General features: G+C 63.0%; 26 protein-coding genes and 1 other RNA gene. 6 read left to right on the top strand and 21 right to left on the bottom strand.

Annotated features, from left to right (window positions below):
* Window positions 1–27 precede the first annotated feature (27 nt).
* The 5 genes from EN818_RS15170 to EN818_RS15150 form a co-directional block, all read right to left on the bottom strand.
* Entirely contained in the window at window positions 28–624 is a 597-nt protein-coding gene (locus tag EN818_RS15170) for a LysE family translocator (protein ID WP_095808242.1), read from the bottom strand.
* Window positions 625–741: 117 nt separating this feature from the next.
* On the bottom strand, window positions 742–1,314 hold the full coding sequence (ilvN, locus tag EN818_RS15165) for an acetolactate synthase small subunit (protein ID WP_095808116.1): 573 nt from the start codon (window positions 1,312–1,314) through the stop codon (window positions 742–744).
* Window positions 1,315–1,393: 79 nt separating this feature from the next.
* Complete coding sequence (locus tag EN818_RS15160) at window positions 1,394–3,175, bottom strand: acetolactate synthase 3 large subunit (protein WP_095808117.1); 1,782 nt, start codon at window positions 3,173–3,175, stop codon at window positions 1,394–1,396.
* 260 nt (window positions 3,176–3,435) lie between these two features.
* Window positions 3,436–4,026 carry an HD domain-containing protein gene (locus tag EN818_RS15155; protein ID WP_095808118.1) on the bottom strand — a complete coding sequence of 197 codons (591 nt, stop codon included), beginning with the start codon at window positions 4,024–4,026 and terminating at the stop codon, window positions 3,436–3,438.
* Window positions 4,023–5,174: a gamma-butyrobetaine dioxygenase gene (locus tag EN818_RS15150; protein WP_129553875.1), complete on the bottom strand. Its 1,152-nt coding sequence runs from the start codon at window positions 5,172–5,174 to the stop codon at window positions 4,023–4,025. The genes EN818_RS15155 and EN818_RS15150 overlap by 4 nt, the downstream gene beginning before the upstream one ends.
* 135 nt (window positions 5,175–5,309) lie before the next feature.
* Between EN818_RS15150 and EN818_RS15145 the strand changes: the two genes are divergently transcribed.
* Window positions 5,310–6,164 (top strand): LysR family transcriptional regulator, encoded by an 855-nt coding sequence (locus tag EN818_RS15145; protein ID WP_095808120.1) that lies wholly within the window; start codon window positions 5,310–5,312, stop codon window positions 6,162–6,164.
* A gap of 138 nt (window positions 6,165–6,302) precedes the next feature.
* Window positions 6,303–8,132: an ATP-binding protein gene (locus tag EN818_RS15140; protein ID WP_095808121.1), complete on the top strand. Its 1,830-nt coding sequence runs from the start codon at window positions 6,303–6,305 to the stop codon at window positions 8,130–8,132.
* 187 nt (window positions 8,133–8,319) lie between these two features.
* Here the strand turns inward: EN818_RS15140 and EN818_RS15135 are convergent, their stop codons facing one another.
* Window positions 8,320–9,111, bottom strand: coding sequence for a GGDEF domain-containing protein (locus EN818_RS15135; protein WP_095808122.1), 792 nt, complete (start codon window positions 9,109–9,111; stop codon window positions 8,320–8,322).
* 122 nt (window positions 9,112–9,233) lie between these two features.
* Window positions 9,234–10,175 (bottom strand): tRNA (adenosine(37)-N6)-dimethylallyltransferase MiaA, encoded by a 942-nt coding sequence (miaA, locus tag EN818_RS15130; RefSeq protein ID WP_095808244.1) that lies wholly within the window; start codon window positions 10,173–10,175, stop codon window positions 9,234–9,236.
* Here miaA and serB point away from each other — a divergent pair.
* Both serB and EN818_RS15120 read left to right on the top strand, forming a co-directional pair.
* On the top strand, window positions 10,165–11,052 hold the full coding sequence (gene serB, locus EN818_RS15125) for a phosphoserine phosphatase SerB (RefSeq protein ID WP_095808243.1): 888 nt from the start codon (window positions 10,165–10,167) through the stop codon (window positions 11,050–11,052). The genes miaA and serB overlap by 11 nt on opposite strands.
* Window positions 11,049–11,612 carry a GNAT family N-acetyltransferase gene (locus tag EN818_RS15120; protein ID WP_095808123.1) on the top strand — a complete coding sequence of 188 codons (564 nt, stop codon included), beginning with the start codon at window positions 11,049–11,051 and terminating at the stop codon, window positions 11,610–11,612. Before serB ends, EN818_RS15120 begins: the two co-directional genes overlap by 4 nt.
* Here the strand turns inward: EN818_RS15120 and EN818_RS15115 are convergent, their stop codons facing one another.
* The 8 genes from EN818_RS15115 to EN818_RS15080 all read right to left on the bottom strand — a co-directional run bounded on the left by EN818_RS15115 (window position 11,613) and on the right by EN818_RS15080 (window position 18,165).
* A complete protein-coding gene (locus EN818_RS15115) occupies window positions 11,613–11,873 on the bottom strand; it encodes a toxin-antitoxin system HicB family antitoxin (RefSeq protein WP_095808124.1) in 261 nt (86 codons plus the stop codon). It abuts the gene before it with no gap.
* Window positions 11,870–12,295 carry a putative toxin-antitoxin system toxin component, PIN family gene (locus EN818_RS15110; RefSeq protein ID WP_095808125.1) on the bottom strand — a complete coding sequence of 142 codons (426 nt, stop codon included), beginning with the start codon at window positions 12,293–12,295 and terminating at the stop codon, window positions 11,870–11,872. The genes EN818_RS15115 and EN818_RS15110 overlap by 4 nt, the downstream gene beginning before the upstream one ends.
* 55 nt (window positions 12,296–12,350) lie before the next feature.
* Entirely contained in the window at window positions 12,351–13,862 is a 1,512-nt protein-coding gene (locus EN818_RS15105; RefSeq protein ID WP_095808126.1) for a DegQ family serine endoprotease, read from the bottom strand.
* A gap of 259 nt (window positions 13,863–14,121) precedes the next feature.
* Window positions 14,122–14,307, bottom strand: a complete 186-nt coding sequence (locus EN818_RS15100) for a DUF2065 family protein (RefSeq protein ID WP_095808127.1) — start codon at window positions 14,305–14,307, stop codon at window positions 14,122–14,124.
* Between the two features lie 5 nt (window positions 14,308–14,312).
* The gene (locus tag EN818_RS15095; protein ID WP_095808128.1) at window positions 14,313–15,278 is read right to left on the bottom strand and encodes a protease modulator HflC; all 966 of its coding nucleotides are present in this window, start codon (window positions 15,276–15,278) and stop codon (window positions 14,313–14,315) included.
* Window positions 15,278–16,390 (bottom strand): FtsH protease activity modulator HflK, encoded by a 1,113-nt coding sequence (hflK, locus tag EN818_RS15090; RefSeq protein WP_135904670.1) that lies wholly within the window; start codon window positions 16,388–16,390, stop codon window positions 15,278–15,280. Before hflK ends, EN818_RS15095 begins: the two co-directional genes overlap by 1 nt.
* A gap of 246 nt (window positions 16,391–16,636) precedes the next feature.
* The gene (locus EN818_RS15085; RefSeq protein ID WP_095808130.1) at window positions 16,637–17,155 is read right to left on the bottom strand and encodes a dihydrofolate reductase; all 519 of its coding nucleotides are present in this window, start codon (window positions 17,153–17,155) and stop codon (window positions 16,637–16,639) included.
* Window positions 17,155–18,165 (bottom strand): DUF4424 domain-containing protein, encoded by a 1,011-nt coding sequence (locus EN818_RS15080; protein WP_095808131.1) that lies wholly within the window; start codon window positions 18,163–18,165, stop codon window positions 17,155–17,157. Before EN818_RS15080 ends, EN818_RS15085 begins: the two co-directional genes overlap by 1 nt.
* Window positions 18,166–18,296: 131 nt before the next feature.
* On the opposite strand from EN818_RS15080, the gene cobF reads away from it, so the two are divergent.
* Window positions 18,297–19,061 (top strand): precorrin-6A synthase (deacetylating), encoded by a 765-nt coding sequence (gene cobF, locus EN818_RS15075; protein ID WP_095808132.1) that lies wholly within the window; start codon window positions 18,297–18,299, stop codon window positions 19,059–19,061.
* A gap of 124 nt (window positions 19,062–19,185) precedes the next feature.
* Here the strand turns inward: cobF and EN818_RS15070 are convergent, their stop codons facing one another.
* The 6 genes from EN818_RS15070 to EN818_RS15045 all read right to left on the bottom strand — a co-directional run bounded on the left by EN818_RS15070 (window position 19,186) and on the right by EN818_RS15045 (window position 23,869).
* Window positions 19,186–19,527 carry a winged helix-turn-helix domain-containing protein gene (locus EN818_RS15070; RefSeq protein WP_095808133.1) on the bottom strand — a complete coding sequence of 114 codons (342 nt, stop codon included), beginning with the start codon at window positions 19,525–19,527 and terminating at the stop codon, window positions 19,186–19,188.
* A gap of 76 nt (window positions 19,528–19,603) precedes the next feature.
* The gene (gene modC, locus EN818_RS15065; RefSeq protein WP_095808134.1) at window positions 19,604–20,716 is read right to left on the bottom strand and encodes a molybdenum ABC transporter ATP-binding protein; all 1,113 of its coding nucleotides are present in this window, start codon (window positions 20,714–20,716) and stop codon (window positions 19,604–19,606) included.
* Window positions 20,713–21,417 (bottom strand): molybdate ABC transporter permease subunit, encoded by a 705-nt coding sequence (gene modB, locus EN818_RS15060; protein WP_095808135.1) that lies wholly within the window; start codon window positions 21,415–21,417, stop codon window positions 20,713–20,715. Before modB ends, modC begins: the two co-directional genes overlap by 4 nt.
* A gap of 22 nt (window positions 21,418–21,439) precedes the next feature.
* Window positions 21,440–22,231 (bottom strand): molybdate ABC transporter substrate-binding protein, encoded by a 792-nt coding sequence (gene modA, locus EN818_RS15055; RefSeq protein ID WP_095808136.1) that lies wholly within the window; start codon window positions 22,229–22,231, stop codon window positions 21,440–21,442.
* Window positions 22,232–22,615: 384 nt separating this feature from the next.
* Entirely contained in the window at window positions 22,616–23,410 is a 795-nt protein-coding gene (locus EN818_RS15050) for a thymidylate synthase (RefSeq protein ID WP_095808245.1), read from the bottom strand.
* Between the two features lie 147 nt (window positions 23,411–23,557).
* Window positions 23,558–23,869 carry a DUF2853 family protein gene (locus tag EN818_RS15045; RefSeq protein WP_129553873.1) on the bottom strand — a complete coding sequence of 104 codons (312 nt, stop codon included), beginning with the start codon at window positions 23,867–23,869 and terminating at the stop codon, window positions 23,558–23,560.
* A gap of 167 nt (window positions 23,870–24,036) precedes the next feature.
* Between EN818_RS15045 and ssrA the strand changes: the two genes are divergently transcribed.
* Window positions 24,037–24,397: a transfer-messenger RNA gene (gene ssrA / locus EN818_RS15040) on the top strand.
* Window positions 24,398–24,444: the final 47 nt, after the last annotated feature.

The raw sequence follows: 24,444 nt of genomic DNA, 5'->3' as shown, positions 1-24,444 counted from the left end.
GGCCCGCCCCACCTGAATATCGACGCACTAGCGAAGCATTGGCCACAGCGTCGCCGCGAGCAGTAAGCCCATGGCGATGTTGAACCATTTCAGCCGCGTCGGATCCGACAGGAACCCGCGCAGCGCCGTGCCGAAGCCTGCCCAGACGGAAACGCTGGGGAAGTTGACGATGGCGAAAGCGGCCGAGATCAGCACCACGGAGACGAACGGGTGATCGGGGTTGGTATAGACGGCCATGGCCGTAACGGCCATCACCCATGCCTTGGGGTTGACCCACTGGAAGGCGGCGGCATCGATGAAGCGCATGGGGCGCGAATTCGCCCCGCCACTGCCGTCCAAGGAGCGCGACCAGGCGATCTTCCAGGCCAGGTAAAGCAGGTAAGCGGCGCCAGCGACCTTGAGCGCGGTGTGCAGCGCCGGAAACGCAGTCAGCACCGCACCGAGTCCGAAGCCCACTGCCAGCAGCAGCAACAGAAAGCCGATGCTGATGCCCAGCATGTGTGGAACCGTCCTGACGAGGCCGAAATTGACTCCTGATGCCAGCAACATGAGGTTGTTCGGCCCCGGTGTGATTGATGTCACAAAGGCATAGACCAGCAGGGCAAGGAATGCGCTAAGTGACATCATATCCTCCCAGATATGTCAGCCTTATTGACCTTTCTTGCGGGACGCGCAAAGGCCACCACCGGGCGAGTGCCGGTCCAGAGAGGAGCAAAAGAGGCCGAGCGGCGATGGCCGCTATCACATGCCCTGCGGGCCGCGGTTCATCGCTGCGACGCCGGTGCGGCAGATCTCGACCAGTCCCAGCGGCTTCATGATGGCGATGAACTGATCGAGCTTGGAGCCCTTGCCGGTGATCTCGAAGATGAAATGCTCGACGTTGGCGTCGATGACGCTGGCGCGGAACGCATCCGCCAGCCTGAGCGCCTCGACGCGCGCCTCGCCGGTGCTGGCGACCTTGACCAGCGCCAATTCCCGCTCCAGCGGCCGCTCCTGGCCGAGTTCGTGCGCGCGAACGGTGAGGTCGACCACGCCGTGCACCGGCACGATGCGCTCCAGCTGATGCTTGATCTGCTCCAGCACATGCGGCGTGCCGCGCGTCACGATGGTGATGCGCGACAGGTGCTTCTCGTGCTCGGTCTCAGAGACGGTCAGGCTTTCGATGTTGTAGCCGCGCCCCGAGAACAGGCCGATGACGCGGGCAAGCACGCCCGGTTCGTTGTCGACCAGCACGGAAAGCGTGTGGTTTTCCGGCTTTTCGGTTTCCTTGGCGATGAAATAGGCCGAGCCGGTCGGTTGCAGCTGTGCGTTCATGACGTGAATCTCGATTTCAAACTCTTGATCTAAAGCTCTGTTTACAAACGGCTCCCCAGCCGCGGGTTCCGACCTTTGCCTACACCAATTCCCTGCCCTTGGCGTCGATGGCGTTGGCCACCGCCTCGTCGGTCGCCTCGTCCGGCAGGAGCATTTCATTATGCGCCTTGCCCGACGGGATCATGGGGAAGCAGTTGGCGAGCGTCGCGACGCGGCAGTCGAACAGCACCGGCTTCTTCACCGAGATCATTTCCTTGATCGCATCGTCCAGTTCATCTGGCTTGTCGCACCGTATGCCATGCGCGCCATAGGCTTCCGCCAGCTTGACGAAATCCGGCATCGCCTCGGTATAGGAATGCGACAGCCGGTTGCCGTGCAGCAGCTGCTGCCACTGCCGCACCATGCCCATGTATTGATTGTTGAGGATGAAGATCTTGATCGGCGCCTCATACTGCACCGCACAGCTCATCTCCTGCATCGTCATCTGCACCGATGCGTCGCCGGCGATGTCGATGACCAGTGCGTCGGGATGCGCGATCTGCACGCCGAGCGCTGCCGGCAAGCCATAGCCCATCGTGCCAAGGCCGCCCGAGGTCATCCAGCGGTTCGGCTTTTCGAAATGATAGTGCTGTGCCGCCCACATCTGATGCTGGCCGACTTCGGTGGTGATGTAGGTGTCGCGATCCTTGGTCAGCGCGTAGAGCCGCTGGATCGCATATTGCGGCATGATGACGTCGTTGTTCATCTTGAAGGCGAGCGAATCCCGCGCGCGCCATTTCGCGATCTGCTCCCACCATGGGTAGAGCGCCTTCTTGTCGGCCTTGGCGCTCGCCCGCCACAGCCGCACCAAATCCTCCAGCACGCGGCCGACATCGCCCAGGATCGGCACGTCGGCATGGACGTTCTTGTTGATCGAGGACGGGTCGATGTCGATATGGATCTTCTTCGAGTTCGGCGAGAACGCGGTGAGCCGGCCGGTGATGCGGTCGTCGAAGCGCGCCCCGATGCAGATCATCACATCGCAGTCGTGCATGGCCATGTTGGCTTCGTAGGTGCCGTGCATGCCGAGCATGCCGATCCAGTTCTTGCCCGAGGCCGGATAGGCGCCAAGCCCCATCAGCGTCGAGGTGATCGGGAAACCGGTGAGGTCGACCAGTTCGCGCAGCAGGTGGCTGGCTTCCGGGCCTGAGTTGATGACGCCGCCTCCCGAATAGATGATCGGGTTCTTTGCGCTCGCCATCAGTTCGACGGCGGCCTTGACCTTCTCGAGATCGCCCTGGATTTTCGGCTGATAGCTGGTGCGGGGCGCAGTCCGCGGCGGCACGTAGACGCCTTTGGCAAACTGCACGTCCTTCGGGATGTCGACCACGACCGGGCCCGGACGCCCGGTGGTCGCGACATGGAATGCTTCATGGATGGTGGCGGCGAGCTCGTTGACGTCCTTCACCAGCCAATTGTGCTTCGTGCATGGTCGCGTGATCCCGACCGTATCGCACTCCTGGAAGGCGTCGGACCCGATCAGCGAAGTCGGCACCTGTCCGGTCAGGCAGACCAGCGGGATGGAATCCATCAGCGCGTCCTGCAGCGGCGTCACCGCATTGGTGGCGCCGGGGCCGGAGGTCACGAGGAGAACGCCGGCCTTGCCGGTCGAACGGGCATAACCTTCCGCGGCATGGCCGGCGCCCTGCTCGTGCCTGACCAGAATGTGCTCGACCTCGTCCTGCTGGAAGATCTCGTCATAGATCGGAAGCACTGCGCCGCCCGGATAGCCGAAGACGTGCTTGACGCCGTTGTCCTTCAGCGCCTGCACCACCATTTCGGCGCCGGTCATCTCACGCCGTTCGTTCCGTTCGTTGCTCATCGGTCTGGTCCCGTACTGTTCGCTGTCTGGCGATTGCTGGTCGTTTAGTCGTGTTTCAGGCAATAAAAAAGGCCCCCCGGGGGAGCCTGTGTGATGCGCATGGGAGGTTTTCGCCCGGCGGTTACACCGCCTTGCCCACGCGCCTGCCTACGAGAATGAGTGCCGTTTTCATGGGCGCGGACAATAAGGGCGGTGGCGCGCCGCTGTCAACGGCCAAAGTTGACACATCGCGTGGACGCACCCAGCCTTCCTTCGGGACATTAGGCCGTCATTTCCTTCGCGAATTTTCGCACCACCCGTTCCAGCAGCGGCACGTAGTCGCGAAAGGCTCGCGTCTTCATGCCGGCTACCTTGCCGCCTTCGTCCCAGATGCGCACGCGCACCGCTTCCTCATGGAACGGGTTGCGGCGGAATTCGGCCACCTCCTCGGGGCTCATCGGCCCGCCTTGCAGCGACAGCGTATGGACCGAGGCCGGCGACAGCTTGCCGAAATAGGTCGGATCGGTGGCGCAGAGATAGCGTTTGGCCGAGACATGCAGCCTGACGCATTCGACGATGACCGGCGGGAAGAACGGCGCCAGCACCTCGCCGCCCGCCTCGTCGTGATGCTTGTCCTCGACGTCGTCCGGCGAGTAGGTGCCGAACTCGCTGGTGTAGTGGCCGATGTCATGGAGCAGCGCCGCCGCGACCAGTTCCTCCGGCGCGCCGTCCTGCTCGGCAAGCCAAGCGCCCTGCAGCATGTGCTCCGACATGGTGACGGGTTCGCCGAGATAGGATTCCGCCCCGCGGCGCTCGAAGATGTCGGCGATGAATTCGACGATGTTGCCGGCGTTCAGCTCGTTCGGGTTCATTCGGCTGCCTCGCTGAAGTTGTGCTCGATCGCCGCCAGGGTGGACAGCAGCCCGTCCTTGTCGGCGTAGCAACCCTGCAGCCAGCGTCTCCCGCTGCCCGAAAACGCCTTGCGCGCATGCATGACGCGGGTGTTGTCGACGATGAAGGACTGGCCCGCCTCCAGCTTGAAGGTCACCTCGAAGGCCGGATCCTCGATCAGCTCGGCGAACCGGCGGTAGGCGGCATAGTAGTGCTCCATGTCGGCGAATGGCACGTCGATCGCCGGTGCCAGCGAGCGGTTGTTGAAGCGGATGCAGATGAGCTCGCCATCGGGCCCGAGCTCGATCATCGGTCGTTTGGACTGGAGCCGCACTCCCGACGAGCCTGCATATTCGAAGCGTGCCGGATAGGAGGACAGCAGGCGAAAACCCTCGCGATCTTCGGCCTGCAGCGCGGCCGCCACTGCAAATCCGTCGACGACGCTGGATTCGCCGCCCTCGACCGTGTTCTCGATGCAAGCCAGTATCTGCAGCGTCGGCACCGGATCGCGGTAGGGATTGTCGGTATGCGCCTGCAGACCGAGATTGGTGTAGGCGAGATTGTTCGGGTTGACCTCGGCACGCACCTCGAACCAGCGCCCGTAATTGGTTTCGCGGATATAGCCGAAGAGGTCGGCCACCTTGCACAGCGCACCGGATTCCGCCGGCAGGCCGTCGATGACGGCGAAGCCGTAGGTCCGCACTGCCGCCAGCCATTGCCGCAGCGCGTTGCTGTCGCGGCTGACCTCCGCGTAAGAGGCGCGCGTGATGGAATTTTGCATCGAGGCCGAGGTCCAGCGCTTTATCGCGTCTTCGGTCCAGCCTGGCTGGCGATCCTCGCAACGATCATAGGCATGCGCGCGAAGCCAGCTTGCGGGGTAGCTGACCGTCTTGCCTTCCGGCAAAAACGTGACCTCGAGCGCCTCGCCTTTCATCGACGCTTCGCCGATGCGGGTCTCTGCCGGAATGTCGAGAATGGTGATCAGCCGCTGGCCGTTGCCGGTGCTGCGCGTCTTGCCGTCGAGCGCATTGTCGCGCAGCCACATGGCGTGGAAGCGGCTGCGTTTTCCGTCCTTCCAGGCAAGTTCGATCGTTCGCCCTCCGTCGCCAAGGGTTGCTGTCGTCAGCATGTCCGGAACCTCCAATCCCTAACCCGCCGTTGCGCGTGATTGCTTGCATGCTGGCGCCGACAGAGTCATAACTCAAATTATCGTTTTGTGGCCTATGACTCCGTATTTCTGATGGCTGCACCAGCTTTCGATAGAATGCCTCCACTTGACTGGCTGCGCAGCTTCGAGGCGGCCGCGCGCCTGTCGAACTTCACCGCCGCGGCCGCCGAACTTGGTCTGACGCAAGCCGCTGTCAGCCAGCACATCCGTCTTCTGGAAGGGCGTTTGAAGACGCGACTGTTCGCACGCTTGGCGCGCGGCGTGGCTCTGTCACCTGAGGGCGCCGCCTATCTCCCGCACATCCAGGCGGCATTCGCGACCATCGGCAACAGCACGTACGAACTGTTCGAGCCGCGCGCCGTGCAGACCGTCACCGTCCGTAATCCTATTTCCTTCGCCCTCTTGATGCTGGTCCCGGCTCTTCCCGATCTCGCGAAGGCGCTGCCGCTTGTCAGGCTCGATCTGGTGACCATCCACCGACCAACCGACTACGACCAGCCAGGCTCGGTGCTCGACATCCGCTTCGGCAATGGGTCTTTTCCCGGGCGCGAGGCGGCCCGGCTGACCGTCGAACGGCTTGTCCCGGTCGCCGCCCCAGACCTTGGTGGAAACAATGATTGGCTGTCGCTGCCCCTGCTTCTGGTCGCTGGCGCTCGCGAGATGTGGGCGGAATGGTTCGCAGCCGCGGGCCTTGTCGGACATCCCCGGCGCTCGCATCGCTTCGATAGTTTCGTCGCGGCAATGGAAGCGGCCAAGGCAGGCGCCGGAGCGCTGCTTGGCTCACGGCCTCTGATCGACGCTGCCCTCAAGGAGAAGACCCTTGTCAGCCTTTCGGATTTCGAGCTCTCGAGTCCATCGGGTCACTTCCTGACATGGCCCTTGTCATCCCGTCTCACCGGCGCTGAGCAGGATTTTCGCCGCTGGCTGCTTTCGCGCCTCGCCAAGGCCTAAAAATCGCACTGCCGCGAAAGAGCCTGTTCGATCGAATTTTCGCGACTGGCTTAACAGGCCTTACACCATTCGACCTCACCCGACTTTAACTCCAACCCGATAGGGTCGACCTTCAGGGGAATGGGATCAGAGTCACCGATGTTTGTCGAACGCGAAGCCTCCGTTGGGGAACCGACCTCGCAGGAGCGCCGCAACACTCAGCAGAACGACAAGCGCATCCTGGGCAATGTCGTCCAGTGCGACGGCGCGCGAGCGACGATCAGTGCCTATGCCGAGGATTCCGAAGGCACCGTCACCGGTCAGTGGACGGTCGGCAAGATGATATCGATCAATCTCGGCTCGACCCGTACGGTCGGCCTGGTCTACGCGATCGGCAAGTCGGATCGCGCGTGGAGCAGCGAGGGCCAGAACGCGATCGAGGTCAGCATCGAATTGATCGGTGAGGTGCGAGACGCCAGTGAACCGGGTGGCAAGCCGGTCTTCGACCGCGGTATCACCACCTATCCGCATATCGGCGCCATCGCCCACCGCATCAGGAGCCGCGACCTGCAGGCGGTCTACGATCTCGCCGGACGCCATTCGGTCACCATCGGCTCGCTGTCGCAGGATGAGGCGATCGACGCCAATATCGCCATCGACGACACGCTGGCGCGCCATTTCGCCATCGTCGGCACGACCGGCGTCGGCAAATCCACCGCTGTCTCGCTGCTCCTGCGCAAATCGATCGAGGCGCGGCCAGACCTGCGCGTGCTGATCCTGGATCCGCACAACGAGTTTGCCGCCTCGCTCCCCGAATATTGTGTGAAGGTCGATTCCAAGACGCTCGACCTGCCGTTCTGGATGTTCAGGCTCGAAGAATTCGCCGAGGTGCTGTTTCGCGGGCGCGAGACGGTGCCGGAGGAAGTGGACGTCCTGCGCGACCTGATTCCGGCCGCCAAGAACCTCTATCGCAATCCGAGCTCGGGCGCTTATGTGAGGCGCGGCAGCGATGCGCTGACAGCGGACACGCCGGTTCCCTACCGCGTCGCCGACCTGCTCAAGCAGATCGACGAGCGCATGGGCATGCTGGAAAGCAAGAACGACCGACCGACCTTGAAGTCGCTGCGCACGCGCATCGAATCGGCAGCGGCCGACCCGCGCTACCGCTTCATGTTCAACTCGCGGCTGATCGAGGACACCATCCACGAGACGATCGGCAACATCTTCCGGGTGCCCAACCACGGCCGTCCGGTGACGTGCTTCGAGATGGCGGGCATGCCGTCCGAGGTTGTCAATTCCGTCTGCTCCGTGCTCGCCCGCCTGGCCTTCGACCTTGCGCTCTGGAGCGAGGGCCGGCTGCGGCTGCTGTTGCTTTGCGAGGAAGCGCACCGCTACATGCCGGCCGATCCGCGCCTCGGCTTCGCACCGACCAGGCACGCTTTGTCGCGCATCGCCAAGGAAGGCCGCAAATATGGCTGTTACCTCGGCGTCGTCACCCAGCGCCCGGGCGAGCTCGATCCGACAATTCTCTCGCAGTGCTCGACTTTCTTCGCCATGCGGCTCGCCAATGAGCAGGACCAGGCGATCATCCGCTCGGCGATCGCCGATTCCTCGGCTTCGACCCTCGCCTTCCTGTCTTCGATGGGCCAGCGCGAGGCCATCGCCTTCGGCGAAGGCGTGGCCACGACCATGCGGCTCAAATTCGAGAAGCTGGCCCCGGAATTCATTCCGGGAACAGCCAAGCGCGAGCAGACGCAGCCCGCCGAAGCCGGCGACGACGTCGATCTCGCCGCAATCGTCGAGCGGTTGCGCAACGTCCCGAAACCGCAGCAGTCCATGGCCTTCGCCGAGGCGGTCGATACCGGCCGCCAGGCCGGCGACCCCGACTACCGCAAGCCGGCTGCGCCGCGTCCTCCACCCGACGAGGACTTCGACCTGCGCTACGGCCTTAGGCCCTCGACCTTCGGCATGCGCCAACAGAACGACTAAGCCTGCATCTTATGATGTCCCTGAAAAGGACGGACGAGATGCAGACAAATTCCGCAAGGGAATTCGACAGGCTGAGGCGGATGGCACCGTTTGCGAGAACCGGAGCGGAGCGGACATAAGTCCGTGAGCACCGGAAGGGCAGGCAACGGTGGCATACGGCCAGCCTCACGAATTCAGTGGCGGAATTTCAGGCGCAGACGCGGTTGCGGCCCTGCTTCTTCGCCTCATAGAGATGGCGGTCGGCGCGGCGGTAGAAATCCTCGGCGCTCTCCTTGCGATCCCAGACGGCAAGGCCGACGCTGGTGGTGACCTTCAGCCGCACATTGCCCGAGACGATCGTCAGGTTCGCGATCGCCTTACGGATGCGCTCGGCGAAGCGCGCGAGCAACTCTGAATCCATGTTCGGCGTGACCACGGCAAACTCCTCGCCGCCCAGCCGCGCCACCACGTCGTGGTAGCGGGTCATGCCCCGCACGCATTGCGCGACAGTCCGCAGCACCTCGTCGCCGACATCGTGCCCATGGGTATCGTTGACCTGCTTGAAATGATCGAGGTCGAGGATCATCAGTCCGACCGGTCTGTTGATGCGGCCGAACTCCTCGAGATATTCCCGCAGCGCATCGTCGAAATAGCGGCGGTTCTGCATGCCGGTCAGGGCATCGGTGAGTGCCGCCTGCTCAAGCGTCAGCGAACGGGCGCTCAGCGAGACCGTCATGGCGCGCAGCTTGCCCTCCTCCCGCACCTGGCCGCGGATCAGCGGGTAGATGAAGAAGATGCCAAAGAACAGAGCCGCCCCCAGCAACGCCCCGGTCACGAACAGCAGCCTGTTGAGATAGATGATGCGTTCGAGACGCGACGCGGTATCGAGATCGGTCGCAATGTCCTGCAACTGGCCATAGGCGTGGAAGGTCACCAGGCCGGCGGCCAGGATCACGAAAATAAAGACAAAGAATGCGGATTCCGCCTTGTGGAAACGCATCAATTCCCCGCGGGAACAAACCCCGTGACGTTATGGCATCGCGTGGCCTTACGGATCGTTAACCTGAGCAATTCTGTGCAGGCTCAATCGCCCTTCAGGTCCCGATTGAGATCGCGAGTTGGTCAATCCCGGATTGGCCCGTCGCCAGCGCGAAGCCGCTGCCATTCCGCGCCCAGTTGATGCCTGAACCAGGTCATCTGGCGCTTGGCATATTGGCGCGTCGCGATCTTGGCGCGCTCGATCGCTTCCGGATAGCTTATGTGTCCGGCCATCGCAGCTTGCAATTCGCGAACGCCGATCGCCTTCATCGCCGGCAGGTCCGGATCGAGATCGAGCGCCATCAACTGCCGGACCTCATCGAGCGCACCTTTGTCGAGCATCTGGTCGAAGCGCGCGTCGATGCGCGCAACCAGTTCGGCGCGATCCGGCTCGATCATCAGGAGGCGCGCGCTGTCGCGGTCGATCAGCGGTTGACCACGCCCCGCTTGCCATTCCAGGATCGATCGTCCCGATGCGTCGAGCACTTCGAGCGCCCGCACGATGCGCTGGCTGTCGGTCGGTTTGAGTTGCGTGGCGACCGCGGGGTCCTCACGCATCAGGACCCGATGCAGTTGCTCGGCGCCCTGTTCCTTGAGCTTGGAGCGCCAGCGCTCGCGCACCGACGGCGGAATGTCGGGCATGTCCGAGATACCCTCGCAAAGCCCGCGAAAATAGAGGCCGGTACCGCCCGCGAAAATGACCGGCTGCCCCGACAGGACACCGTCTGCGATCAGTTTGCTCACATCGCGCAGCCAGGCCCCGGTGGAATAGGCGCTCGAGGGATGCACATGGCCGTAGAGCAAATGCGGCACGCGCGCCATTTCGGTGGTGCTTGGCCGTGCCGTGAGCACGTCGAGCACCGAGTAGACCTGCATGGAATCGGCATTGACGATAACGCCACTGTTGCGTTCGGCAAGATCGAGCGCCAGTGCCGACTTGCCGCTGGCGGTCGGTCCCGCTATCAGGATCGCGTTCTTCACGCGACCCTCGTCTGCCTGCTTGCCGGAATTTTCGATGCCGCTGATTGCCACGCTTGTGTCCCGTCCCGAAGACCGCGCCGTGTCGGTCCCGCTTGCGAATATGGCTTCGCGGGCGGCCGGCGCAAGCGCCGTTCGCTGGCTGGCTGAAGGCGTTGCCTGCGATCTCGCTTTGCCGGAGGTGCCGGAGATCGGTGAAATGACGGCCAACCTGCGCGCCGCGCTCGCCTCCGAGCCGATCGACGTCATCGTCCAGCCGGCCGAAGGCAGGAGGAAGAAGATCCTGCTTGCCGATATGGATTCGACCATGATCGACCAGGAATGCATCGACGAGCTCGCCGATGAGATCGGCGTCAAGGAGCATGTCGCGGCAATCACCGCGCGATCGATGAACGGCGAGATCGCCTTCGAACCCGCCTTGCGCGAGCGCGTCGCATTGCTGAAAGGCCTCGACACCATGGTGGTCGACCGCATCATCGCGAACCGGCTTACGCTCGCCGACGGCGCTCGCGCGCTTGTGCAAACGATGCGCGCCAACGGCGCCTGGACGGCTCTGATCTCCGGCGGCTTCGATGTCTTCACCAGCCGCATCGCGGCAATGCTGGGCTTCCAGGAAAACCGCGCCAACCGGCTGATCGAGGACGGCGGCAGGTTCGTGGGCACGGTGGCGGAGCCGATCCTCGGCCGCGCCGCCAAGGCCGAGGCGCTGCTCGACATTGCGGCAAGGCTCGGTTTGACGACGCAGGATGCCGTCGCGGTGGGCGATGGCGCCAACGATCTCGACATGATCCGGCTCGCCGGCACTGGAGTGGCACTGCACGCAAAGCCGGCCGTGGCCGAGCAGGCAAGAATCCGCATCGATCACGGCGACCTCACCGCGCTGCTCTACCTCCAGGGCTATCGCCAGGACGAGTTCGTACAGTGAAGCCCATTCGCACCGAGCGCCTCATCCTGCGCAACTGGGAAGAACGCGACCGCGAACTCTTCCATCGCATCAACTCCGATGAGCGTGTGATGGAGTTTTTCCCGTTCCGCCGCGACCGCGCCGCGGCGGATGCCAAGATGGACGAGGTCCGCGCCTGGATCGATCGGGATGGCTATGGTTTCGCCGCGGCCGAGATTGCCGCCACGGGCCAGTGCATCGGCTTTGTCGGGATAACCGGAACAGAGGATGTGGACGTCCTGCCGGACGGCATCATCGAGATCGGTTGGCGGCTGGCGCCCGAATTCTGGGGCAAGGGTTATGTGACTGAGGCTGCCGAGGCCTGGCTGGCCTATGGCTTCGAAACGCTGAGGGTGGACGAAATCGTCTCTTTCGCCGTCGCTGAGAACCACCGCTCCCTCGCCGTCATGAAGCGGCTCGGCATGCGCGCCGATCCAACTGCGGACTTCGATCACCCTGCCGTGCCGGACAGCCATCCTCATTTGAAGCGGCATGTCCTCTACCGGCTGTCGCGGAACGGCTGGCAAAAGAGGCGGTGCTGATCAATGTTCTCTTGAGGGCCGTTCATCGCCAGGCTGCGGTGAATCGTCTGGGACTCGATCAAGAAGGCTCGCGAAATCCTGCCCAGACGCATTGCCGGCCCGTTGGCGCAAGAAATCTGCAGCGGTCTCCACAGCACCGATCTTTTGTGCGACCGCGGAGGCGATCCATTGATTGAGTGACACACCGTCCGCCTTTGCCAGGCGCGCTGCCGCTTCCTTAACCGAATGGGGCAGCTTCAGCGGATAAGTTGCTTTGCTCATGTTCGAAATCCTTCCAACAACTGAGCCGGGGTTGCGACAAGGACGTTGAAGCGACCAACTGCAACCGAGAAATCTCGGCGGTTGTGTGTGACCAACGCATCCGCTCTACCATTGACGGCGGCCTCCAATACCATTTCGTCCTTAGGGTCAGCCAATTGCGGGCGCCAGAGGAAGTGGGGTTCAACAGGCTCCGCTAAGGCAGCGAAACCGGCTAGCAACCGATCCAGTTCAACGGCAGCCATGCCATGAACGGCCATCTGCTCCGGCCGCGCCAGCACTGCTTCGTACTCGAGAAACAACGCTGTCGTTACCAAGGGACGAAGCTGCCTTGCAGCGACCAACCGCAAGATCGCGAAGGAGGCACCATTCCTGCTTCGCAGTCCTGCCGTCAGAACGTTGGTGTCAAGGACGATCCGCTTCACAAGTCAAAATAGTACATCCTATGGGATGTTTCAACATGCAATGGATCGGTGAATGCTAATCCATGCGGATCGTCACGAAGCGCAATTCGCCGGACTTCGAGGCCAGCATCAGCAACGCGTTCTTGCGGCCCTGGTCCTTAAGCGCGCCGATCCGGTCCATGACATCCTTCGGCGTGCCGACCGATTCCTGTGCAATCTCGGTGATCACCTCGCCGGGCTGAATGCCGCGCTCGGCGGCGGCCGAATCCTTGGCAACGTCGGTGATGACGACGCCTGAGACATCGGCCGCGATGCTGAATTTCTGCCGCGTCTGCTCGTTGAGCTCGCCGATCGTCATGCCGAGCACCGAAGCCGTGGACACCGGAGCCGCCTTGTCGCCATTGTCCTGATCGGTATTGCCTTTCTCGCCACTGGCCAGCTTCTCGCCGTCCTCGAGCCGGCCGAGCGTCACCTTGACCGTCTGCTCGACGCCCTTGCGCACGATCACCACGTCCACCGCCTTGCCGACAGGGCTTTCAGCGACGACGCGCGGCAAGTCGCGCATCTCGTGGATGTCCTTGCCGTCGAATTTGATGATGACGTCGCCGGCCTGAACCGAACCGTTGTCGACCGGACCGCCCTTGATGACGCCGGCCACCAGCGCCCCCTTGGCGGTTGCCATGCCGAGGCTTTCGGCGATGTCGTCGGTCACCGGCTGGATGCGCACGCCAAGCCAGCCGCGCCGCGTCTCGCCAAACTGGCGAAGCTGGTCGACCACGCCCGCGGCAAGCTGCGATGGGATCGAGAAGCCGATGCCGATAGAGCCGCCCGACGGCGATATGATCGCCGTGTTGATGCCGATGACCTCGCCGATGCTGTTGAACAGCGGGCCGCCGGAATTGCCGCGATTGATGGCGGCGTCCGTCTGGATGAAGTCGTCATAGGGGCCGGAATTGATGTCGCGGTTGCGCGCCGAGATGATGCCGACCGTCACCGTGCCTCCGAGGCCGAACGGATTGCCGATCGCCATCACCCAGTCGCCGACGCGCATCTTGGTGGAATCGCCGAACTTCACCGCCGTCAGCTTGTGGCCCTTGGGATCGACCTTCAGCACCGCGACGTCGGTCTTGGTGTCGGTGCCGACAAGCGTCGCCTTCAGCGTCACGCCGTCTGAGAAATTCACTTCGATGTCGTCGGCATCGGCGATGACGTGGTTGTTGGTCACCACGATGCCCTGCTCGGCGTCGATGACGAAGCCGGAACCCAGCGACTGCACCTTCTGCCCGCCGCCTTTGTCACCGCCACGGTTCTTGAAGAAGTCGTCGAAGAAATCCTGGAAGGGCGAGCCTTCGGGAAGCTGCGGCATCGGCACCGCGCCCGGACCTTCCGTGCCTTTGACCGTCTGCGAGGTCGAGATGTTGACCACCGCCCCGAGCAGATGCTCGGCGAGATCAGCGACCGAAGGCGGCCCGTCTGCAGCGATCGTGGGGGCCACGAAAGACGGGACGGCAACAATGCCGACGACGAATGCGGTGGCGCCGGCGAAAAGCGTACGCCGCGCCGCGCGCAACAGGGTGTCGGATATCATCGTGGCCTCCCGGTGTTTCTGAAAGGGAACAGCGCTTCCGCAAAGACGCCTGTCCGGTTCATGTTGGCAAGAAATAAGGCACGTTTGCGGCTATAGCTATCGGCGAACGATAAATCGTCAATCGCCGCGGCACCAGGGCGCTGCCGAAAAGTGTGAAGCGGTTTTCGGATGACCTCATGCCCTATTTCTTTGATCTGGAAACGGATTCGGATTCCAGGTGGGTTCGACCTGAAGGTCATCCGGCTCTAAGGAATTTTCATTAGCCGCGCACCAGCCAGACGATGCCGACGCCGACTGCGATCGCGGCCAGCCCGCCAAATCGCAGCGCGCTCTCCGGCATCGACAGCACCTCCGCGGCGAGCTTCCGGGCCAGGCCCGGAAAGCCTCCATAGACCAGGCCCTCGATGACGAGAACCAGGCCGACTGCCGCAAGAAAATCCTGCACCGCCGCTACTGGGCGGTGCTGGGCTGCGTCGCCGGCGCCGCAGGCTGCGCCGGTCCCGGTTGCGGTGCTGCTGCCCCCGGTCCAGGGACAGGCTTGCTTTCCGGATCGCGGAAGAAGCGGAAGAACTCGGAGTTGGGCGACAGCACCATGGTGGTCCCGGTGTTGTCCAACGCCGTGCCGTAAGCGTTCATCGAGCGATAGAAGTCGAAGAAGGCCGGATCGCGCTGGTAGGCTTCCGCGAAGGTGGCACTGCGTTGCGCCTCGCCCTCACCGCGCAGGATTTCGGATTCCTTCTGCGCCTCGGCGACGATCTCGACGACCTCGCGATCGGCCCTTGCCTTGATGCGCTGCGCCGCCTCGTTGCCGCGTGCGCGAAGCCGCTCCGCCTCTGCGAGGCGTTCGGCCTTCATGCGGTCGTAGGTCTGCTGCGAGACTTCGGCCGTCAGATCGGTCCGGCGAATGCGCACATCCTCGATGTCGAGGCCGAGCGACGTGGCGTCCGGGCGCAACTGATCGCGCACCTCGCGCATCATGACGGCGCGCTCCTCGGAAAGCGCCGCTTCGAAGTCGCGCAAGCCGTAGACTCGCCGCAGCGCCGCGTCGAGGCGGGTCTTCAGGCGGGCTTCGGCCAGTTCCACCTGCCCCGACACCGCGGCGCGGAAGGTGCGCGGATCCGAAATGCGGTAGGCGATGAAGGCGTCGACCTCGTAGAACTTGCCGCCGGACACCTGGACGCGAATGTTGTCGAGATCGAAACGCATCACGCGCTTCTCGACCATCTGCACGCTGTCGGCGTCGAAGAAGGCGAACGGCGCCTTGAAGTAGACGCCGGGCTCGCTCTTGACGTCGATGATCTCGCCGAACCTCAGCACGATCGCCTGCTGGCCCGCGCTGACCACGAACACTGACGAATAGAGCAGGAAAAGAAGCACAGCCGCGATGACGGCGATGATGGGAAGACGGTTGGCCATCACTGGTTACCTCCCGTCGTGCCGCCCAGGGGGGCCGACGCCGTCGGCGCCTTCGGCTGCAGTGCCGGCAGCGGCAGATAGGGCAGCACGCCTTGCCCGTTGCCCTGCTCGACGACGACCTTGTTCGAGTCCTTCAGGATCTTCTCCATCGTTTCCAGATAAAGGCGTTTGCGCGTCACATCGGGCGCCTTGGCATATTCGTCGTAGACGGAGATGAAGCGCTGCGCCTCACCTTCGGCCTCCTGCACGACGCGGTTCTTATAGGCGGCGGCGTCCTCGCGGATCTGCGCCGCCGCGCCGCGCGCCTGGCCGAGTTTCTGATTGGAATATTGGTTGGCCTGCTCGACGAACTTGTCTTCGTCCTGCTCGGCCCGCTGCACCTCGTCGAAGGCATCGGCCACTTCGCGCGGAGGCGCCGCGTCCTCGATCGAGATCGCGTTGACCTGCAGCCCGGCCTTATAGCCATCGAGCGTCGTCTGGATGATTTCGCGCACCGAGGCAGCAATACCCTGGCGATCGTCGCGGAAGATGTCCTGTGCCGGCCGCCGGCCGACGGCCTCGCGCATGGCGCTTTCGGCCACTTGCGTCAGCATGCCGTCGGGATCGGACACGTCGAACAGATAGGCCCTGGGGTCGGAGACCTGATAAGCGACCGAGAACTGCACATTGACGATGTTCTGGTCGCCGGAGAGCATCAGCCCGGAGCCGCTGCTCGATCCGCCACCGATGCTGACCAGCTGTTCGGAAATCTTGGCCGTCTCGACCGTCTCGATCGGCCACCAATGGAAATGCAGGCCAGGCTGCGAAAGTTCTGCTTTCGGCTTGCCGAAGCGCAATTCCACCGCAACTTCGTCGGGCTGCACCGTATAGATTGCCTTGAAGGCCCAAAGCACGACCAGTGCCAGCGCGATCAGGCCGAAGACTGCGGGGCTGGCGCCGCCGCCGCCCGGAAGCGCGCGCCGCAACCTGTCCTGGCCGCGGCGGATGATGTCCTCGAGGTCGGGGGGTGAACCTTGCGGTCCGCTTGGCCCTTTCGGCCCCTGCCCCCAGGGTCCCTGATTGCCGCCGCCGCCCCACGGGCCGCCGCCGCCGCTCTTGTCGTTCCAGGGCATGAAAGTCCTTTCGCTCCGGTTCCCTCGGCCTTGCGGCGCAATCCTAACGCATGCCCCTGAAAACCGGTATCGGTTTTCGGAAAGGAATCACGCGCCAAATCAAAGTTTTACAGCGTCCTTTTGCGCCTCCGGTTGCAGGTGCGGCGCTGTATTGTCGTACTTCTATAGGGACGCCGTGCCGCGCTTTCAACGCGGTCTCCCGCCCGCGCCGTCCGATTTTGAGCCGGCAGCGACCCGTTATCCTCATCACCGATGGTCGCTGCGGCGCTCGTAGACGGTGTAGCGCGTCGCATGGCTGTCCTTTTCGCCCGCCGGAAAATCCTCGGCCCGCACGATCCGCCAGATGGCCGGATCGATCGGCGGAAAATGTGCATCGCCATCGACCTCGGCCAGCACATGGGTGACGTGGAGCCGGTCGGCAAGCGGCAGCGCCTGGGCATAGATTTCGCCGCCGCCGACGACGCAGATCTCCTCGGCGCCCGCCATGCAGCGGCCGCGCACCTTGGCCAGCGTGACCGCCTCGTCGAGCGAATGCGCGACCTCTATGCCCTCGGCGCGCCAGGTCTTGTCTCGCGTCACCACGATGTTGAGCCTGCCGGGCAGCGGCCGGCCGATGCCTTCATAGGTCTTGCGGCCCATGATGATGGGCTTGCCCATCGTGTCGGACTTGAAGCGCTTGAGATCGCTGGACAGCCGCCATGGCAAGCCGCCCTCGCGTCCGATCACGCCATTTTCGGCAATGGCGACGTAAATCGCGATGTCCATCAGCCGCCGTTCCCGCCGTCAGAGGGCTCGAGCAATAGAATATCGATGTCGTGCTCGGGATAAAAATCCTTGGCTGTCATCTCGAACGTCGTGGGGCTCACCTTGCGGACATTGTGGCCGCAGAAGGAAACGAGATTGTTCGGGCTGCCCTTGTCGATCGTCAGCTTGAAATTGCCGATATTGCCTGATGCCCAATTGCCGCCGGTGGTCAGGATATAGGCGATCCGGTTCTCGAAATATTTCGGATAGCCGTCCGGGTCCGCCTTGGCCGCCTTTCGCACCGCGTTCTCGAACGCTTCGTCCATGCAGTAGCGGGTCTTGTAGGCGTCGTACTGACCCTGGAACTTGCCCTCATAATAGAAGTTGACCGAGGACGTGCCGCCAACGCTTGGCTTGTAGCTATGCGAGACATGGACGTCCTTGTTCGCGGGAAAAGTCGAGCCCCACCAATAGGTGGACCGCAACTGCCAGAACGGCGCGTAGGCGGTTTGCATCCCCGAGCCGTCATCGGCGGTGTCCTCGATGATGATGCCGCGGTTTTCCCAGTCCTCGGCGACATCCTTCGGCAGTTTCGCCAGCGCCGCCTTGGCGGCATCGCCGAACGGATAGAGCGGCACGTTCTGCGCCTTGAGATCGGCGGAGATGTCGATGCCCAGCGCAAACGCTCTTTGTTCAAGCTGCGGCTTTAAGTCCACGCCGTCGATCGTCACCTCGAAGCCGAGGAAATTGTCGCTCTGTGCTTCCGGGATGGCCGGCATCTCGTTTGGATCGCCCTCGATGTCGGGCATCGGGAAGGCGACGATGGCGTCGACATCCTTATCGGTGTTGTTGCGGAACACATAGTCGACCGTCACCTTATCCGGCGAGATGAAAAGGTCCTCGCTTTTCATGGCGACAGCGTCGCTGCGCGACAGGATCAGCCCTCCGGTGCCGAGTTCGGCGACGGAATCGTTGGCCAAGGCCGGCGCGGCCGAGAACATCAGGGCTGCGATGAGAATTGTGCGGAACATGGAATCCTTCTCGGCAAGACTGCCGGCGTCAGCCTAGCCGGTTCCACGCGGCGTTTCAAAGCCCTTCCGCGGCAGTCTGGGCAAGGGAGCCGTCTGGACACGCGAGGCCCGATCGGGCAGGAGAGCGCCTTATGCGCAAGCTTCTCGTCATCGGCATCGGCGCCGGCAATCCCGAACATCTGACGGTACAGGCCATCAACGGCCTGAACCGGGCCGACGTGCTGTTCATTCCCGACAAGGGCGCCAAAAAGAACGATCTCGCGGAGCTGCGTCGGCAGATCTGCGACCGCTTCGTCACCAACCCGCAGTCGCGACGGGTGGAGTTCGACGTGCCGGTGCGGGCCGAACCGACATCGTCCTACCGTGCGACCGTCGACGACTGGCACGAGGCGATCGCCGGGATCTACGAGACCCTGATCCGCGACGAGCTCGACGAAGACGGTTACGGCGCCTTCCTGATCTGGGGCGACCCTTCGCTCTATGACAGCGCGCTGCGCATCCTCGAGCGTGTGCGCGTCAGGGGCAATGTCGGTTTCGAGCTGGAGGTCATCCCCGGTATCACCGCCGTTCAAGCGCTCGCGTCAGCTCATGCGACGGCGCTGAACCGCATCGGCGATTCGATCCTGGTCACCACCGGCCGCCGCCTGACCGAGGAAGGCCTGCCGACCAATGCCGGTTCGACGGTAGTCATGCTCGACGGCAAATGCGCTTTCAATACGCTGGCCGACAAGGATGTGTTCATCCAATGGGGCGCTTATCTCGGCACGCCGGACCAGATCATCATCTCGGGGAGGCTCGGCGACGTTGGCGCCGAGATCGAAAGGGTCCGTGAGGAAGCCCGGCGCAAGCAAGGCTGGATTATGGACACGTATCTGCTGCGCAAGCCCGAGGAATAGGAATTAGGCAGTAGGGATTAGGCAGTAGGGCGATCGACAGTCGTCGATTCGCGCGCGTCGAGCAACTCGAGGACATCACTGCCCACTGCCTACTGCCTACTGCCTACTGCCTACTGCCTAATCCCTACCCTGCGTCGATTTCCGCCTGCAGGGCTTCCATATGCACGGCAGCCGCCGAGGTGGCAGCACGCTCTATGGCCCTGAAGCGGCTGACAACCGCAAGGCCGACTGCCGTCAACTGCGCGCCGCCGCCTTTCCTGCCGCCGGTCTGCGCCGCAACCAATGGCTTGCCGAACACCCGGTTCATGTCCTCCACAAGGTCCCAGGCGTGCTTGTAGGACATTTCCATGCCGCGCGCCGCGGCCGAGATCGAGCCGAAGGCCGCGATCTGCTCGAGAAGCTCGATCTTGCCGGGTCCAATTCGCCCATCTGGGTCTAGGTTTACGCGCAAACTCAGCGACGGCATCTCTTGTTCTCCGCGGTCATGCCGAGATTAACCCCTCTGCCGCCAAAGCGCTATTCCAATGCAACATAGCGATATTTCACCCATCGGCTTCGACCGGGAGCCCGGCCCCTGTCGTCGCGCTGTCGAAGCTCACCGTCTTGATGACGGCAAAGACCTTGCGGCCCAGCGCAAGGTTCAAGGTTCGTTTCGACTGGTCGGTGATGCGCGCCAGCACCGTCACGCCGTTGCAGTCGATGGCGATTTCCACCGTCGGTCCGATGCCTGGCCCGATCGCCGCGATCGTCCCCGCCAGTATGTTGAGCGCGCTGAGGCCCGCCGGATGCTCGGTTGCGATCATGACGTCGCGGGCACGGATCCGCAGCCGCACCGAAGCTCCTGCCAATTGCCCTAGGCGGGGCACGCGGATCTCGCCGGCAGGCGATCCCAGCACCGTCATGCCGAACGCCTCGTCATGACGCAGAACCTTGGTATCCAGCACCGCGCCGCCCTCGCCGCGCTCCTCCGCCGGCAAGAGATCCAGCCGCTGCATGATCGCTTCGGTCGCGCCGCAGGCTGCGACCTTTCCTTGCGCCAGCACCACGACGACGCTGGCCAGCCGTGCCACCTCGGCGATCGAATGGCTGACATAGACGATCGGGATCTTCGTCTCGTCGCGAAGCCGCTCGACATAGGGCAGTATCTCGGCCTTGCGCGCGTCGTCCAGCGAAGCGAGCGGCTCGTCCATCAGGAGCAGCCTAGGGCTGGCCAGCAGGGCACGACCGATCGCCACGCGCTGCTTCTCGCCGCCCGACAGTCTCGCTGGCCGCCGCTCGAGCAGATGGCCGATCCCGAGCAAGTCGACCACCGCATCCATATTGGCGTAGCGCTCGGCGGGCGGCGTGAACCAACGTCCATAGCGCAGATTTCCGGCGACGCTCATATGCGGGAAGAGCCGCGCATCCTGGAACACCATGCCGATGCGCCGCTTGTGCAGCGGCACGAAAACATCCGCAGCAGTGTCGACGAGTACGCGGTCGTCGGCCGCGATGCGCCCCTTGTCCGGTCGAATCAGGCCGGCAATCAGGTTGATCAGCGTCGACTTGCCCGAGCCCGACGGGCCGAACAGCGCCGTCAGCCGGCCCCCGCTTTCGAAATTCGCTTCGACGGCGAAATCGCCGAGGCGATGGCTGATGTCGACGGAGAGCGTCATTCGATATCCATCCGCCGGCCGACGCGTCGCGCCAGCACCTCCGAGGCGACCAGCGCCACCATCGAGATGAGGATGGAGATCAAAGTCAGTCGGAGTGCTCCGGCATCGCCCCCCGGCACCTGCGTAAAGGTGTAGATCGCCGAGGGCAGCGTCTGCGTCTCGTTGGGGATGTTGGAGACGAAGGTGATCGTGGCTCCGAACTCTCCCATGGCCTTGGCGAAGGAGAGGATCGCGCCGGCAATCAGGCCGGGCAGGATCAGCGGCAGCGTAATGGTGGCAAAGACCCAGAGCGGATTGGCGCCGAGCGTACCGGCCGCGGCCTCCATCTTGCGGTCGACGGCCTCGATCGACAGCCGGATCGCCCGCACCATCAGGGGAAAGCCCATGACGCCGCAGGCAAGGGCCGCGCCCGTCCAGCGGAACGAAAACACGATGCCGAAATGCTCGGCAAGGAAGGCGCCGGCGAGGCCCCGCTTACCGAAGGTGAGCAGCAGTAGATAGCCGGTCACCACCGGCGGCAAGATCAGCGGCAGGTGCACCAACCCATTGACAAGCGTCTTGCCCCAGAAACGGCCGCGAGCCAGCAGGAGCGCGATCAGGATGCCCGGTGGCAGGCTGGCGAACATCGCCACCGTTGCCACCTTGATCGACAGCCGGACCGCATTCCATTCTTCGGGAGTGAGGTCCAGCAGCCAATTCATGATTGCGTTTGCGAGGTCTTTCTCAGTTGCTCGGGCTGAGGATCGTGAAGCCCTGTTCCTTGAACAGCTCCGCAGCCTTGGCCGACTCGACGCACTTCAGGAAGGCAGCCGTATCCTTGTCCTTCGAATCCGCTGTCTGGGCAATCGGATAGATGATCGGCGGATGCGAATCTTCCGGGAAAGTGCCGACAATCTTCACGCCTTTTTCCGCATGCGCGTCAGTGGCGTAGACAATTCCGAGCGGGGCCTCGCCCGTCGACACCAGCTTCAGCGCGGCGCGCACGTTCTCGGCCTGCGCGACCTTGTCTTCGACCGAGGACCATATGCCCAGCGATTCCAGCGCCGCCTTGCCGTACTTGCCGGCCGGCACTGCCTTTATGTCGCCCATGGCGAGCCTGCCGCCGCCGATCAGCTTGGCGAGATCGAAGCCTTTGTCCACCTTGGCTTCGACCGTGGAATCCTTGGGCGCCACCAGCACGATCTGGTTGCCGAGCAGCTTCACTTCGGTGTCCTGCTTCGTCAGCTTCTTGTCTGAAAGATACTTCATCCAGTCGAGGTCGGCCGAGATGAAGACATCGGCGGGCGCGCCGCCTTCGATCTGCTTGGCCAGCGCCGAGCTTGCCGCGTAGGAAATGGTCGCCGCTTCGCCGACTTCGGGCTCGCACGCCTTGTTGACGGCATCAAGCGCGTTCTTGAGGCTTGCGGCGGCGAATACGATCACCTTGTCGCCGGCATGGGCAGGCGCCGACGCCATCAACGCCGCCGTCAGGCCGCCAATGGCGATCCTCTTCAATCCAAAACCGTTCCCCGTCATGAAACCTCCTGTTTGAAATTCGTCCGCCCAAAAGCCTTATCGATATATCCGGGAGAACATAACAATGAAAGCCTTTTTGCGCACAGTACCATTGAATGACGGGGCTTCCCAAGCCTCCGATAGACTCGAAACGATATAGCGGCGGCATCCGGGGTAGTTCGCTGCATGTCGCGCAAAAGTGTGCAGCGGTTTTGCGACCGAAAGCGCGTCGCCTGGATCCGTTTCAGCGCGGCGCGCTTTTTAATGGGCCTCGATTGCCAACGAAGCGGCCGCCGATCGGCAACTCGGAAAAAAGCAAGCTGGCTTCCGCGGTAAAGCTGCCGGGTCATGGGCGGCAGCACCTGCTGGCGGTCTTCTGCCGCGCCTGGAGCGGCCAATTTGGAGTCAGACCGCGATCGGCGCCTTGATGCTCGCGTCGGCAAAATAGTTCTCGAGGCGGAAATCCTCGAAGCGGAAGGCGAAAAGATCCTTCACCTCCGGGTTGATCCACATCGTCGGCAACGGCTTCGGCGTGCGCCGCATCTGCTCCCGCGCCTGCTCGAAATGATTCGAATAGAGATGCGCGTCGCCGAGCGTGTGGACGAAGTCGCCGGGCTTCAGCCCGGTCACCTGCGCCACCATCATGGTCAACAAGGCATAGGATGCGATGTTGAAGGGCACACCGAGGAAGATGTCGGCCGAGCGCTGATAGAGCTGGCAGGAAAGCCGGCCTTCCGAGACATAGAACTGAAACAGGCAGTGGCACGGCGGCAGCGCCATCGCCTCCACCTCGGCCGGGTTCCAGGCAGAGACGATCAGCCGGCGCGAATTGGGATTCTTGCGAATCTCCTTGAGGAGCCCCGCGATCTGGTCGATCTCGCCGCCATGCCCGTCCGGCCACGAACGCCATTGCTTGCCATAGACCGGACCGAGGTCGCCGTTTTCGTCGGCCCATTCGTCCCAGATGGTGACGCCGTTGTCGTTGAGATATTTGATGTTGGTGTCGCCCGCCAGGAACCACAGGAGTTCGTGGATGATCGACTTCAGGTGCAGCTTCTTGGTGGTGGTGACCGGGAAGCCGCGCGCAAGATCGAACCGCATCTGGTAGCCGAACACCGAACGCGTGCCGGTGCCGGTGCGGTCGCCGCGGTCGGCGCCGTTCTCCAGCACATGCTTCAGGAGGTCGAGATATTGGCGCATCGGCTCCGCCTCGATTCGGATGACAAGCAATCATAGCCGACTGGCCCACGGTAGAACACCGCAAAAGCCGGCCGCCAATATGAGCCCTGTAGCAGAGATCGACGGCGCCGGCACGATGTCGCCGTGCCGGCTGCCGAGGAACTTGCCTCAGAGGGCGCCGAGCTTGCCGAGATCCTTCGCCACAAGATAATAGAAAGTCACCCGGCTCTTGGTGTTGTCGGCGGCCATCGCCTTGCAGGCCTTCTCGATCGCACCGTCGGCCTTCTTGACGTCGGCGACGCCGAGCTTTTTGCCGACCCAGTTTTCCCGGACACGCTCGAGTTCCTTGGCGTCCGTGCAGGACACCAATGAGGAATCCCGATTCCTGAGCGCGATGCCCAGATGCTTGACGATCTTCTCGACCGCATCGGCGCTGGCGCCGGCGTCGTACTTCTTCACATCCGCAAGATAGTCGGCCATCAGATTTCCCCTGGTCGGCGCCACGGATCCGATCGATGAGGTTGTGGCGCGCCGCGCGACTTGTGCGCTAGGTCAGAAACTCCTCACCGGCAGCAGAGCTTCGATTGAGTGAACGCTCAAGTCAACCCTCGGCTGCACAGTTAGGCGAAGCGAACAAGTGCCGGTTTGGCCTTTCAATTTCCATCATCGATCCCTATATTCGCTTCGTCGGCTTGACCGACTATGGCGATAAACAGGCGATGAAATAAGCCGTTCGGACCCGGGGGCGGTACCCGGCGCCTCCACCAAAAACCGCTCTGGAGATCGGAGCGGCTTTTGCTGGGGGCGAAATAGGATCGACGAAGGTGTAAAGATCGTACTTTTGCCCGGCATTGTACCACCGTCATCGGGCTAAACTTATAGTTGCCAACGACAACTATGCGGAAGCTCGTCTCGCTGCTTAATGCAGTGCGAACGCTTCAAATCAAGTCCTAGAGGTTCGCACTTCTAGGCGGGGTTCGGAGGTACCTGGCAACAGAAACCTCCACCTTCTCTCTCTTCGCTCTCTTTCCAAATCCACCGAACGCTCGTACCGC

The sequence above is a fragment of the Mesorhizobium sp. M3A.F.Ca.ET.175.01.1.1 genome (assembly GCF_004791945.1).
Taxonomy (GTDB): domain Bacteria; phylum Pseudomonadota; class Alphaproteobacteria; order Rhizobiales; family Rhizobiaceae; genus Mesorhizobium.
The sequence above is the reverse complement of the archived record's forward strand: the minus strand, read 5'-3'. Positions and strand labels throughout refer to the sequence as shown.

Bases quoted from the DNA above. Each gene is read 5' to 3' on its own strand.
- EN818_RS15135 (WP_095808122.1), bottom strand. From the start codon at position 9,111: ATGCGTTTCCACAAGGCGGAATCCGCATTCTTTGTCTTTATTTTCGTG.
- EN818_RS15160 (WP_095808117.1), bottom strand. From the start codon at position 3,175: ATGAGCAACGAACGGAACGAACGGCGTGAGATGACCGGCGCCGAAATG.
- hflK (WP_135904670.1), bottom strand. From the start codon at position 16,390: ATGCCCTGGAACGACAAGAGCGGCGGCGGCGGCCCGTGGGGCGGCGGC.
- modA (WP_095808136.1), bottom strand. From the start codon at position 22,231: ATGACGGGGAACGGTTTTGGATTGAAGAGGATCGCCATTGGCGGCCTG.
- EN818_RS15095 (WP_095808128.1), bottom strand. From the start codon at position 15,278: ATGGCCAACCGTCTTCCCATCATCGCCGTCATCGCGGCTGTGCTTCTT.
- modB (WP_095808135.1), bottom strand. From the start codon at position 21,417: ATGAATTGGCTGCTGGACCTCACTCCCGAAGAATGGAATGCGGTCCGG.
- EN818_RS15085 (WP_095808130.1), bottom strand. From the start codon at position 17,155: ATGGACATCGCGATTTACGTCGCCATTGCCGAAAATGGCGTGATCGGA.
- EN818_RS15155 (WP_095808118.1), bottom strand. From the start codon at position 4,026: ATGAACCCGAACGAGCTGAACGCCGGCAACATCGTCGAATTCATCGCC.
- EN818_RS15050 (WP_095808245.1), bottom strand. From the start codon at position 23,410: ATGCGCCAATATCTCGACCTCCTGAAGCATGTGCTGGAGAACGGCGCC.
- EN818_RS15070 (WP_095808133.1), bottom strand. From the start codon at position 19,527: ATGCCGTCGCTGAGTTTGCGCGTAAACCTAGACCCAGATGGGCGAATT.
- EN818_RS15150 (WP_129553875.1), bottom strand. From the start codon at position 5,174: ATGCTGACGACAGCAACCCTTGGCGACGGAGGGCGAACGATCGAACTT.
- EN818_RS15080 (WP_095808131.1), bottom strand. From the start codon at position 18,165: ATGTTCCGCACAATTCTCATCGCAGCCCTGATGTTCTCGGCCGCGCCG.
- EN818_RS15045 (WP_129553873.1), bottom strand. From the start codon at position 23,869: ATGGCCGACTATCTTGCGGATGTGAAGAAGTACGACGCCGGCGCCAGC.
- serB (WP_095808243.1), top strand. From the start codon at position 10,165: ATGCCGCTGATTGCCACGCTTGTGTCCCGTCCCGAAGACCGCGCCGTG.
- EN818_RS15170 (WP_095808242.1), bottom strand. From the start codon at position 624: ATGTCACTTAGCGCATTCCTTGCCCTGCTGGTCTATGCCTTTGTGACA.
- ilvN (WP_095808116.1), bottom strand. From the start codon at position 1,314: ATGAACGCACAGCTGCAACCGACCGGCTCGGCCTATTTCATCGCCAAG.
- EN818_RS15140 (WP_095808121.1), top strand. From the start codon at position 6,303: ATGTTTGTCGAACGCGAAGCCTCCGTTGGGGAACCGACCTCGCAGGAG.
- modC (WP_095808134.1), bottom strand. From the start codon at position 20,716: ATGACGCTCTCCGTCGACATCAGCCATCGCCTCGGCGATTTCGCCGTC.
- EN818_RS15145 (WP_095808120.1), top strand. From the start codon at position 5,310: ATGCCTCCACTTGACTGGCTGCGCAGCTTCGAGGCGGCCGCGCGCCTG.
- EN818_RS15105 (WP_095808126.1), bottom strand. From the start codon at position 13,862: ATGATATCCGACACCCTGTTGCGCGCGGCGCGGCGTACGCTTTTCGCC.
- EN818_RS15115 (WP_095808124.1), bottom strand. From the start codon at position 11,873: ATGAGCAAAGCAACTTATCCGCTGAAGCTGCCCCATTCGGTTAAGGAA.
- cobF (WP_095808132.1), top strand. From the start codon at position 18,297: ATGCGCAAGCTTCTCGTCATCGGCATCGGCGCCGGCAATCCCGAACAT.